The organism is Streptomyces sp. NPDC001663 (assembly GCF_042893105.1).
In the GTDB taxonomy this organism is placed as follows: Bacteria; Actinomycetota; Actinomycetes; order Streptomycetales; family Streptomycetaceae; genus Streptomyces.
This window is the reverse complement of sequence record NZ_JBIAUR010000008.1, coordinates 90983-102387: the sequence shown is the minus strand read 5'-3', so window position 1 is coordinate 102387 and position 11405 is coordinate 90983. Positions and strand designations below refer to the sequence as shown.

Sequence of the window (11405 nt, the reverse complement as noted above, 5' to 3'; positions counted from 1 at the left end):
CGGGGGGGGTGTGTGGGGGGGGGGGGGGGGGGGGGGGGGGGGGGGGGGGGGGGGGGCCCCCCCCCCCCCCAGCCCCCCCCCCCGCTTCAACGCCGGGTACCTCGAAACCTACGTGTCGCACTCCAGCACCGTCCGGCACAACCCGCACCGCGCGCGAACGCGCCCCCGTACCGGCACCCTGATCCGCTGATGGCAGGTCGGGCAGGGGAACGACACCCGCAGGGGACCCCGGCCGTCGGGCGTGAACGTGTACGGCGCCCCCGGGCGGGACGCGGCGTGGGTGTCCTCGGCGTGGCGGCGGTCGTGGGCGTAGCGGCGGCGGCCCGCCCAGCCCGCCGCCGTGAGCGGGGGCTGCTGCTCGTCCTGGCGGGCCTGGGCCATGCCCTTCACATACGCCGTGTAGGCCTGCGGGCTGGTGAACCAGACGGCAGGGTCCTCGTCGAAGACCAGCGCGCGTTTGGCCAGGACGTAGCCGAATTCCTCCGGGGTGAGATAGCCCAGCTTCTGGGACGACGCCGCGTCCTCCCGGAACGCGTCCAGGAGGAGCCAGCCCGCGCCGAGGTACGTCGTCGCCGTGTCCGTGAGGATCTCGTTGTCGCGGGTGCCGGGGAAGGACAGGTCCAGGCGGTGCAGATAGACGTGCATGACCTCGTGGGCCAGCGCGGCACCGATGTCGCGGCGGTGGGTGCGGAAGCGGTCGTTCAGTTCGACGAAGTACTCGGGGCCCGCGGCGAGTTCGACGTTCGCGGCATGTGCCATCTCGCGGAAACTGACGACCAGACGGGCGTCCGGGAGGCGGTAGTGGCGGACGAGCTCTTGGGCCACCCGCTGGGCGCCCAGATAGAGGTCGTCGGTGTCGCAGAACGCCACGTCCGCGGGCGCCACGCTGGTCGCGAACGTCTGGATGGTGTCGTACGACAACCGTTTGTAGAGCGCGGTGATGGCGGCCCGCACCGTCTCCAGGTGTGGGTAGCCGTGCTCGACCGGTCCGCCGTTCGCCACGCCCGAACCCCCAAGACGCCCTGAACCCGATTCCACTCTACGGGGAGGTGAGCGGATTTTCCCTGGTCGGGTTCCACGGCCCCGGCGTGAGATCTGTCCTTGTCATGCACGCCGCTTGATCTTCATACTGCGGGCCGCCGACCCCCCCCCACGAAAGGACATCCGTTGACCCATATCGCCCCTCGGAGACGCGGTCTGACGGCGGTGAAGCGAGTCGCGGCCGCCGGTGCCGTCGCCCTCGCCGTCGCGAGCCTCGAGCCCGTCACCGCCCAGGCCGCGCCCGTGCCCGTCGTAGGAGGAACGCCCGCCGCGCAGAACGAGTTCCCGTTCATGGTCCATCTCTCCATGGGCTGCGGCGGCGCGCTCTACAAGAAGGATGTCGTGCTGACCGCCGCCCACTGCGTGCGCGGCTCCGGCAACAACACCCGCATCACCGTCACCGCGGGTGTCAACGAACTCAACTCCTCCTCCGCGATCAAGGTGCGGTCGACCAAGGTCAAGCAGGCCCCCGGCTACGACGGCACCGGCAAGGACTGGGCGCTGATCAAGCTCGCCCGCCCGATCAACCTGCCTACCCTGAAGATCGCCACGAACACGCGCTACAACCGGGGCGTCTTCACCGTCGCCGGCTGGGGCGACACCAAGGAGGACGGCGGCACCGGCTCGAACAAGCTGCTCAAGGCCACCGTCCCCTACGTTCCCGACAGCCAGTGCAAGTGGCACTACGGCAACCGGCTGACGCCGAAGGACGAACTGTGCGCCGGCTACCCGCAGGGCGGCGTCGACACGTGCCAGGGCGACTCCGGCGGCCCCATGTTCCGCAAGGACGACGCCGACCGCTGGATCCAGGTCGGCATCGTCAGCTGGGGCGACGGCTGTGCACGCCCGGGCGTGCCCGGCATCTACACCCAGGTCAGCACCTTCGCGAGCGTCATATCCCGGGCGGCGTCCGCCCTCTAGACGCCGCCTAGACCCCGCGCAGACTCAGCGCCTCCGCCCCGGCCGGGGGCGCCCCCTCGAGCTCCAGCAGCCACACCTCGTTCTCGCCCTCCCGCAGTACCGGGCCGGGCACGTACAGGGAGCGCTGCGGGCCCACGGACCAGTAGCGGCCCAGGCCGAACCCGTTGATCCAGGCGAATCCCCGGGTCCAGCCCGGCAGTTCGAGCAGCGCGTCCCCGGCGCCGTGCACGGCGACGGTGCCCCGGTACAGCCCCGGGGCGCCGTCCTCGGCGAGCGGCTGCAGGGTGATGTCCCCGATGTCGTCCAGCGCGTCCAGGCGCAGCCCACGCGCGCGTACGTCGTGCAGATACTGCCGCTCGTGCAGCAGGCCCCCGGTGATGCCCTTGGGTTCGCCGCTGCGCGGCCCGTAGTTGACCCTCCCCAGGGACTCCACCCACAGCTCCACGCGCGCGTGCCCGGCGACCGGCTCCTTCAGCTGCTGGTCCTCCTCGGTGAGCACCCCGGCCCGCTGCCCGTCGACGTACACCACCGCCAGGTCCCGCAGCCCGCGCGCGATCAGCGGGTAGGGCTGCCGCGGGCCGGGCACCGTCACCTCGTACCGCACGAGCCCGCGGTCCACGTCCAGTTCCTCGAAGGTGGGCGGCACGGGAGCCGACGTCTCCGGGCCGCCCCGCGTCTCCAGTACGACGCCCAGGGGCGCCCAGCCCATCAGGCGCACCTCGGCCGGCGTGCCCAACCGCGCGGGTGCGGGCGGCGGTTCGGGCAGCGGACCGTCCGCGAACTCGGCGAGCACCTCGCGCAGCCGCCAGAACTTGTCCGTTGGATTTCCGAACTCGTCGATCGGGGCGTCGTAGTCGTACGACGTCACGTCGGGCTGCAGCGGCCCCTCGTGCTGGGCGCCGCCGCCCCGGTTGGCGCCCGCCCAGCCGGCGAAGTTGGTGCCGCCGTGCGCCATGTACAGGTTGACGGAGGCGCCGCACTCCAGGATCTCCCGCAGCGCGGCCGCGGCGTCCTGGGCGTCGCGGGTGATGTGCTCGCCGCCCCAGTGGTCGAACCAGCCGCACCAGAACTCCATGCACATCAGCGGCCCGTCCGCCCGGTGCCGGCGCAGCACCTCGAACGCCTCGCGCGCGCGGGAGCCGAAGTTCACGGTGGCGAGGACGCCCGGGATCGAGCCGCCGGTGAGCATGTGGTCCTCGGGGCCGTCCGAGGTGACCAGCGGGACGATGACGCCCTTCTCACGCAGCAGTTCGGCGAGGAGGCGCAGATACTCGGCGTCCGAGCCGTAGCTGCCGTACTCGTTCTCGACCTGCACCATGATCACCGGGCCGCCGCGGTCGATCTGCCGGTCCACGACCTGGGGCAGCAGCGCGCCGAACCAGCGCCCCAGGTGCTCCAGGAACCGCTCGTCACGCGTACGCGCGCGCGTGCCCAGCTCGCCGGTCAGCCAGTGCGGCAGCCCGCCGTTCTCCCACTCGGCGCAGATGTACGGCCCAGGACGCACGATCGCCCACAGGCCCGCCTCACGCGCCGCGTCCAGGAAGCGGCCGAGGGCCCGTACGTCGTCGTAGATACCCGGCCTCGGCTCGTGGAGGTTCCACGGCACGTACGTCTCCACGCAGTTGAGGCCCATCGCCCGCAGCATCGCCAGCCGGTGGCCCCACTGCTCCTCGTGCACCCGGAAGTAGTGCAGCGCGCCGGACAGCAGCCGCACCGGCCGCCCGTCCAGCAGGAAGTCCCTCTCGCCCACCGTGAACTCGCTCATGCGGCAAGCCTCGCCTCTGGCGGTGATCACCGTCCATGGACAAAGATCGGCGCTGCTTGGACGAAAAACGAACCGGCCGAGGCCACGCAGGGAGGAGCGCGCGGATGTACCACACCTGGATGCGGTTCTTCACGCCCGGCCCGGCCCACCACCGGCTCGGCCTCGTCTGCCTCGGCGTCGGCCTGCAGTACGGCGCCCTGCCCACCGTCGGCCCCCGCACCCTCGACCACCACGTCGCCGTCGTCATCAACGCGGGCAGCGGCTGGTACCTGAGCCCCGACGGCCGCCGTACGACCGTCACCGCGCCCGCACTGCTGTGGCTCACCCCCGGAGTGCCGCACCACTACGCACCCGACCCCGACGGCGGCTGGGACGAGGGGTTCGTGGACTTCACCGGGCCCGCCACCGCCACGTACACCGAACTCGGCTACATCGAACCGGACCGCCCCGTCGTGCCCCTCTCGGACGCCACGGGCCCGCGCGGCGTCATCGGACGCATCGCGCGCGCCGCCCGCCGCGGCAACCCGCTGCTGGAGGTGGAGACCGGCGCCGCCGTCCATGAACTCCTCGTCGCCCTGCGCCGCGCCAGAGCCGACCTCGCCCCCGACGGCGACCCGGTCCTCAAGGCCCTCGCCCGAGACGCGTGCCTGCCGCTGTCGGTCGCCGACCACGCCGCCCGGCACGGCATGACCCCCGCGGAACTGCGCACCGCCGTCCGCCGCGGCGCGAGCTGCAGCCCCAAGGACTACCTGCTGGGCATCCGCCTCGGCCGCGCCAAGGAACTCCTCGCCGCCACCGAACTGCCCGTCGCCGCCGTCGCCCGCCGCGTCGGCTACGACGATCCGGCCTACTTCTCCCGCCTGTTCACCCGCCGCGTCGGCATGCCGCCCGTCCGCTTCCGCGCCCAGCAGTACCGCGCCGTCCCCGGCGGCTGGAGCAACCAGGTCCCCGATCCGGACGATCCACCCATGATCGAGCGCACCCCCGCCACGTAGGCTGGGCGTCCATGACCACCAGCAACAACACGACCGGTGACGTCGACCCCGCGGTCCGCCAGGAACTCGCCCGGCTGCGCGACAGCATCGACAACATCGACGCCGCCGTCGTCCACATGCTCGCCGAACGCTTCAAGGCAACCCAGCAGGTCGGCCACCTCAAGGCCGCACACCAGCTGCCGCCCGCCGACCCGGCCCGCGAGGCCCGCCAGATCGAGCGTCTGCGCTCCCTCGCCGAAAACGCCAAGCTGGACCCGGCGTTCGCTGAGAAGTTCCTGAATTTCATCATCGCCGAAGTGATCCGCCACCACGAGCGCATCGCGGACGACGCCGTCAACGGCTCCACAAAAACGGCCAATTGACCTCGGAGGATCCCGCAGAGGACGTGACAGGAGAGCCCGCGGGAGGCATGCTGCGCTGTGCACTCCTTGTCAGCTGACGAGCACAACCCGTCAGCGCTTCGGTCATTAAGCTGGTTGTCCCACGCGGGAGGGACGTCGGGCCATGCCGGATGCCAAGATCCTCATCGTCGACGACCACGAGGACACGCTGTATGCGCTGGAGAGCGCACTGGCCCCGCTGGGCTACCTCCTCGGCCGCGCCACCAGCGGCGACGAGGCCCTCAAGCAGGTGCTCCGCGGGCAGGTCGGCCTCCTCCTGCTCGACGTCCGCATGCCCGGCGTCAGCGGCCTGGAGGTGGTGCGCTACATGCGCCGCGTGGAGCAGACCCAGCACATCCCGGTCATCCTGCTCACCGGATTCGGCGCGGACCACGAACTGACCTCCACCGCCTTCCGGCTCGGCGTCGCCGACCTCGTCATGAAACCCGTCGACCCCTGGGCGCTGCGCACCAAGGTCCGCTACCTGTACGACGCCCACCGCCGCGCCCTCGCCCTGGAGCAGGAGATCCGCGAGCTGCGCGCCCTCGTCAAGGAACAGCCCGACGCCGACGGCCCCGTCACCCATCCGGACGCCCGCGTGCCCGTCCAGCGCGCGCCCCGGGCGCACAACGGGGAGCTCGAACAGGGCCGGACATAGGCCGCGTACCGGTCCGCCCCTGTGCCTTGTCGGTGCCATCGGGCAGCATTACCTGCATGTCCGTACTGACGCGCGACGAAGCGCAGACCCGTGCCAAGCTCCTCGACGTCCACCGCTACGTGATCGAACTCGATCTCACCACCGGCGACGAGACCTTCGAATCCAGCACCGTCATCCGCTTCACCGCCCGCACGGACGCGGACACCTTCGTCGAGCTCAAGCCCGCCGAGCTGCGCTCCGCCACGCTCGACGGACACCCCCTCGACCCGGAGACCCTCGACGGAAACCGGCTGCCCCTCAAGCACCTCACCGCCGGCGAGCACGAACTGCGCATCGACGCGTCCATGCGCTACTCCCGTACCGGCGAGGGCATGCACCGCTTCACCGACCCCACCGACGGCGAGGCCTACGTCTACACCCAGCTGTTCATGGAGGACGTCCAGCGCGTCTTCGCCGCCTTCGACCAGCCCGACCTCAAGGCCGTCTTCGACCTCAGCGTCACCGCCCCCGAAGGCTGGAGGGTCCTCGCCAACAGCATCACCGAGCAGCTCGGCGAGGGCCGCTGGCGGGCCGCCCCCACCCCGCTGATCTCCACCTACCTCGTCGCCGTCGCCGCCGGCCCCTGGCACTCCGTGCGCACCGAACACCGCGGCCTGCCCTTCGGCCTGCACTGCCGCCGCTCCCTCGCCCCCCACCTGGACGCGGACGCCGACGAACTCTTCGAGATCACCAGGCAGTGCTACGACCGCTACCACGAGAAGTTCGAGGAGCCCTACCCCTTCGACTCCTACGACCAGGCGTTCGTCCCCGAGTTCAACGCCGGCGCCATGGAGAACCCCGGCCTGGTCACCTTCCGCGACGAGTTCGTCTACCGCTCCGCCGTCACCGACACCGAGCGCCAGACCCGCGCCATGGTCATCGCCCACGAGATGGCCCACATGTGGTTCGGCGACCTCGTCACGCTGCGCTGGTGGGACGACATCTGGCTGAACGAGTCCTTCGCCGAGTACATGGGCTACCAGACCACCCTGGAAGCGACCCGCTTCAGCGAACCGTGGGTCGAGTTCGGCGTCACCCGCAAGGCCTGGGGCTACGACGCCGACCAGCGCCCGTCCACCCACCCCGTGGCCCCCGAGAACGTCGAGGACACGGCCTCCGCCCTCCTCAACTTCGACGGCATCTCCTACGCCAAGGGCGCCTCCGCACTACGCCAACTCGTGGCCTGGCTCGGCGAGAAGGACTTCCTCGCCGGCATCAACACCCACTTCGCCCGCCACAGGTTCGCCAACGCCACCCTCGCCGACTTCATCGACTCCCTCGCCTCCGCCACCGAGCGCGACGTCCACGCCTGGGCCGACACCTGGCTGCGCACCACCGGCGTCGACACCCTGGCACCCGTCGTCTCCGCCGGCGAGGACGGCACCTGCTCGCTGACCGTCGAGCACACCGGCAGCCGCCCCCACCGCATCGCCGTCGGCCTCTACGACCGGGACGTCGCCGACGAGGGCCGCCACCTCACCCTGCGCGAACGCCTCGACCTCGACATCCCGCAGACCGGGCCCCAGCCCCTCGGCAAGCGCCCCGCGCTGCTCCTGCTCAACGACGGCGACCTCACCTACGCCAAGGTCCGCTTCGACCCCGAGTCCTTCGAAACCATCCGCGCCAACCTCTCCGGCCTGCCCGAGCCCCTCACACGCGCGGTCGTGTGGAACGCCCTGCGCGACGCCGTACGCGACGGCGAACTCCCGCCCACCGCCTACCTGGAGACCGCCCGCGCCCACCTCCCGCACGAGACCGACCTCGCCCTCGTCCAGGGCGTCCTCGCCTTCGCCGGCGCCCAGGTCGCCGACCGCTACCTCACCCCCGAGCAGCGCCCGGCGGCCCTGACCACCCTCTCCTCCCTCTGCCGCGACCTCATCCGGCGCACCGAGGACGGCGACAACCCCGGCCTGCGCCTGATCGCCGTACGCCACTTCATCACCGTCGCCTCCCAGCCCGACGCCATCGCCGGCTGGCTCGCCGACGGCACCGTCCCCGGCGGCCCCGAACTCGACCCCGACCTGCGCTGGCGCGTCCTCGCCCGCCTCGCCGTCCTCGGCGCCACCGACGAGGCCGCCATCGCCACCGAACTGGACCGCGACCCCTCCGCCACCGGCCAGGAGGGCGCCGCCCGCTGCCGCGCCGCCCTGCCCGACGCGGAGGCCAAGGAGAAGGCCTGGGCGGCCATGTTCGGCGGCGACGACCTGTCCAACTACCTGTTCACCGCCACCGCCCAGGGCTTCTGGCAGCCCGAACAGGCCGACCTCGTGAGCGAGTACGTCCCGCGCTACTACGAGGACGCGGTCGCCGTCGCCGCCCGCCGCGGACCCGCCATCGCCGCAGCCGCCGGCCGCTGGGCCTTCCCGGCGCACGCCGTCGACGCCGAGACGCTCCGCCTGGGCGAGGCCTGCCTCAGCGACGCCGACCCGATCCCGGCCCTGCGCCGCAGGCTGGCCGACGAACTCGACGACCTGGTACGGGCGTTGCGGGTCCGGGAGGCGTAGACAACACCGGTGTCAGAAGTGATCCCGGGACGCAGAGGCACCCGGGATCACTCACCCAACAGGTTTTCCCGCACGGACGTACCCCCTTTCGGGTTCCGATCGTTGGGCTTTTAGGGCGCGTCGACGCAACCGCGTACAAGCTGGAACTCCCCCTGCCCCGCGCCCAGGAGGAGCCCCATGAGCACGCCTCCCCCGGAGCCTGCGTCGGAAGTGGCGCCCGCCCGCCGACGCCCGGCACACGCTCTGGCCTCCGGCCCCGAAGGCCCGAACGCACTGCGGCCGTTGCTCGACACCGTGCTCGACGCGCTCGGCGACGGCGCGCACGCACGCGGGGGACCCCTGCCCGCCGGCGGACCGGACGCCGTCGCCGCACACGTACGGGCCGCCGCGGGCGACGTACTGCCCCAGGAGGGCGACCCCGACGCCCTGCGCGCCCTCGTGCACGCGCTCGCCGCAGGCGCCGCCGACCCCGCCGACCCGCTGTGCGCCGCCCATCTGCACTGCCCGCCGCTGGCCGTCGCCGCCGCCGCGGATCTCGCCGCCAGCGTCCTCAACCCGTCCCTCGACTCCTGGGACCAGGCCCCGGCCGCCTCCGAACTCGAAGCCCTCGTCACCCGGGCACTCGCCCGGGAAGCCGGTGCCGCCGACGCCCTGATCACCACCGGCGGCACCGAATCCAACCAACTCGCCCTGCTGCTCGCCCGCGAGACACTCGGCGCCGGCGTCCGCCTCGTCTGCGGAGCCAACGCCCACCACTCACTGCCCCGCGCCGCCTGGCTCCTCGGCCTGCCCGACCCCGTGATCGTGCCCGCCCCCGCCGGCACCCTCGACCCCGCCGCCCTCGACGCCGCCCTCACCGAACTGCCCGGCCCCCACCTCGTCGCCGCCACCGCGGGCACCACCGACGCCGGACTCATCGACCCCCTCCCCGAGATCGCCGGCCTGTGCACCGCCCACCGCGCCCGGCTGCACATCGACGCCGCCTACGGCGGAGGCCTCCTGTTCAGCGACCGCCGGCGCGACCTGCTCACCGGCCTCGAAACCGCCCACACCGTCACCCTCGACCTGCACAAACTCGGCTGGCAGCCGGTCGCCGCAGGCCTCCTCGCCGTACGCCACCCCCGCGACCTCGCGGCCCTCCACCAACGCGCCGACTACCTCAACGCCGACGACGACACCGAAGCCGGCCTCCCCGACCTCCTCGGCCGCTCCCTGCGCACCACCCGCCGCCCCGACGTCCTCAAGATCGCCGTCACCCTCAAGACCCTCGGCCGGGCCGGCCTCGGCGCACTCGTCGACCAAGTCTGCGACCGGGCACGGGAGTTCGCCGCCCTCGTCCGCGACCACCCGGGCTTCGAGCTCTACGACCGGCCCACCATCAGCACGGTCCTGTTCCGGCCCGCCCACGCCACCGACGGCGACGTCGCCGCCCTACGCCGAAAACTCCTCGACCAGGGCCGCGCCGTCCTCGGCCGCGCCCGCCTCGACGGCCGCCTCTGGCTCAAAGCCACCCTGCTCAACCCCGCCACCCGCCCCGACGACCTGGCCGCCCTCCTCCAACTCGTCGAAAAGGCCGCCGAACAACACCTCGCACACGCCGTCGAAGAACCCGCGGAAGGAACCACCCCCCGATGACCACCACCCCCGCCCCCCACCCCCCGCACCACGAGCCCGACGCACCCCGCGACCTCGTCGGCATCGGCATCGGACCCTTCAACCTCTCCCTCGCCGCCCTCGCCCACCCCCTCGCCGAACTCGACAGCGTCTTCTACGACCAGCGCCCCGCCTTCGACTGGCACCGCGGCCTCCTCATCGACGGCGCCCGCATCCAAGTCCCCTTCCTCGCCGACCTGGTGACCCTCGCCGACCCCGCCAGCCCCTGGTCCTTCCTCAACTACCTCAAGGCCCGCGACCGCCTCTTCCCCTTCTACTTCGCCGAGCGCTTCCACATCCAGCGCGCCGAGTACGACGCCTACTGCCGCTGGGTCGCAGGCCACCTCCCCGGACTCCACTTCGGCCACCAGGTCGACGCCGTCCGCTGGAACCCCGAACGCGACGTCTTCGAAGTCGACTTCACCCAGATCGACACCGACGGCGAAGCCGAAGCCCTCGGCCGTACGTACACCAGGAACATCGTCCTCGGCATCGGCACCGAGCCCTACGTCCCCGACCCCCTCAAACCCCTCGTCGAGGCCCCCGGCGTACCCGTCGTCCACGCCGCCGACTACCTCGCCCACCGCGACACGATCCTCGCCGCCGACCACGTCACCGTCATCGGCTCCGGCCAGTCCGGCGCCGAAATCTTCCTCGACCTGCTGCGCGCCCGCCCCGCCGGCCGCGAGAAACTCCACTGGCTCGGCCGCACCGAGGCCTTCGCGCCCATGGAGTACTCAAAACTCGGCCTCGAACACTTCACCCCCGACTACACCCGCTACTTCCACGCCCTGCCCGAAGGCGTCCGCGACCGCCTCGTCACCAGCCAGTGGCAGCTCCACAAGGGCATCGACGCCGACACCATCGCCGCCATCCACGACGAGCTCTACGGCCGCACCCTGCACGGCGGTTGGCCCGACACCGTCCTCACCCCCGGCGTCCGCGTCCGCACGGCGGGCCGCATCGCGACGACCAGGATCGAGCTGCACCTGGAGCACATCCAGCAGAACGCCCGCTCCCGCCTCACCACCGACGCCGTCGTCCTCGCCACCGGCTACCGCGAACGCCCCCTCCACCGCATCCTCGCCGGCCTCGCCCCCTACCTGCGCCGCGACAGCCGCGAGCGCCTCCGCGTCGACGAGCAGTTCCGCCTCGTCCTCGACCCCTCCATCACCGGCTCCGACTGCCATGTCTACGTCCAGAACGCCGAACGCCACACCCACGGCGTCGGCACCCCCGACCTCGGCCTCGCCGCCTGGCGCAGCGCGACCATCCTCAACTCCCTGACCGGCAAGGAGACTTACCCCCTGCCCTACCGGACCGCCTTCACCACCTTCGGCCTCGACCACCACCCCCAGGTCCCCCAGGCCCGCCCGGCACAACTGCTCACCCCGCTCGTCGACGGGCGGTGAGAAACGGGCGGTAAGAAATCGGAAAGGACGGAAGAAC

General features: G+C 72.1%; 9 protein-coding genes. 7 read left to right on the top strand and 2 right to left on the bottom strand.

Annotated features, from left to right (window positions below):
• Nucleotides 1-108 precede the first annotated feature (108 nt).
• Entirely contained in the window at nucleotides 109-1002 is an 894-nt protein-coding gene (locus ACFY1L_RS25630; protein WP_388828688.1) for a hypothetical protein, read from the bottom strand.
• Nucleotides 1003-1167: 165 nt separating this feature from the next.
• Here ACFY1L_RS25630 and ACFY1L_RS25625 point away from each other — a divergent pair, with 165 nt between their 5' ends.
• The gene (locus ACFY1L_RS25625) at nucleotides 1168-1962 is read left to right on the top strand and encodes a S1 family peptidase (protein ID WP_388828685.1); all 795 of its coding nucleotides are present in this window, start codon (nucleotides 1168-1170) and stop codon (nucleotides 1960-1962) included.
• A gap of 7 nt (nucleotides 1963-1969) precedes the next feature.
• Here the strand turns inward: ACFY1L_RS25625 and ACFY1L_RS25620 are convergent, their stop codons facing one another.
• The gene (locus ACFY1L_RS25620) at nucleotides 1970-3727 is read right to left on the bottom strand and encodes a beta-galactosidase family protein (protein WP_388828682.1); all 1758 of its coding nucleotides are present in this window, start codon (nucleotides 3725-3727) and stop codon (nucleotides 1970-1972) included.
• 104 nt (nucleotides 3728-3831) lie between these two features.
• On the opposite strand from ACFY1L_RS25620, the gene ACFY1L_RS25615 reads away from it, so the two are divergent.
• The 6 genes from ACFY1L_RS25615 (at nucleotide 3832) to ACFY1L_RS25590 (ending at nucleotide 11368) form a co-directional block, all read left to right on the top strand.
• Nucleotides 3832-4722, top strand: a complete 891-nt coding sequence (locus tag ACFY1L_RS25615; protein WP_388828679.1) for a helix-turn-helix domain-containing protein — start codon at nucleotides 3832-3834, stop codon at nucleotides 4720-4722.
• Nucleotides 4723-4733: 11 nt separating this feature from the next.
• Nucleotides 4734-5084 (top strand): chorismate mutase, encoded by a 351-nt coding sequence (locus ACFY1L_RS25610; RefSeq protein ID WP_388828676.1) that lies wholly within the window; start codon nucleotides 4734-4736, stop codon nucleotides 5082-5084.
• 142 nt (nucleotides 5085-5226) lie between these two features.
• Nucleotides 5227-5760: a two-component system response regulator gene (locus tag ACFY1L_RS25605; RefSeq protein WP_388828673.1), complete on the top strand. Its 534-nt coding sequence runs from the start codon at nucleotides 5227-5229 to the stop codon at nucleotides 5758-5760.
• Between the two features lie 56 nt (nucleotides 5761-5816).
• Nucleotides 5817-8303, top strand: coding sequence for an aminopeptidase N (gene pepN, locus ACFY1L_RS25600; protein ID WP_388828670.1), 2487 nt, complete (start codon nucleotides 5817-5819; stop codon nucleotides 8301-8303).
• A gap of 177 nt (nucleotides 8304-8480) precedes the next feature.
• Nucleotides 8481-9938, top strand: coding sequence for a pyridoxal phosphate-dependent decarboxylase family protein (locus ACFY1L_RS25595; protein WP_388828667.1), 1458 nt, complete (start codon nucleotides 8481-8483; stop codon nucleotides 9936-9938).
• Complete coding sequence (locus ACFY1L_RS25590; RefSeq protein ID WP_388828664.1) at nucleotides 9935-11368, top strand: lysine N(6)-hydroxylase/L-ornithine N(5)-oxygenase family protein; 1434 nt, start codon at nucleotides 9935-9937, stop codon at nucleotides 11366-11368. The genes ACFY1L_RS25595 and ACFY1L_RS25590 overlap by 4 nt, the downstream gene beginning before the upstream one ends.
• Nucleotides 11369-11405 lie beyond the last annotated feature (37 nt).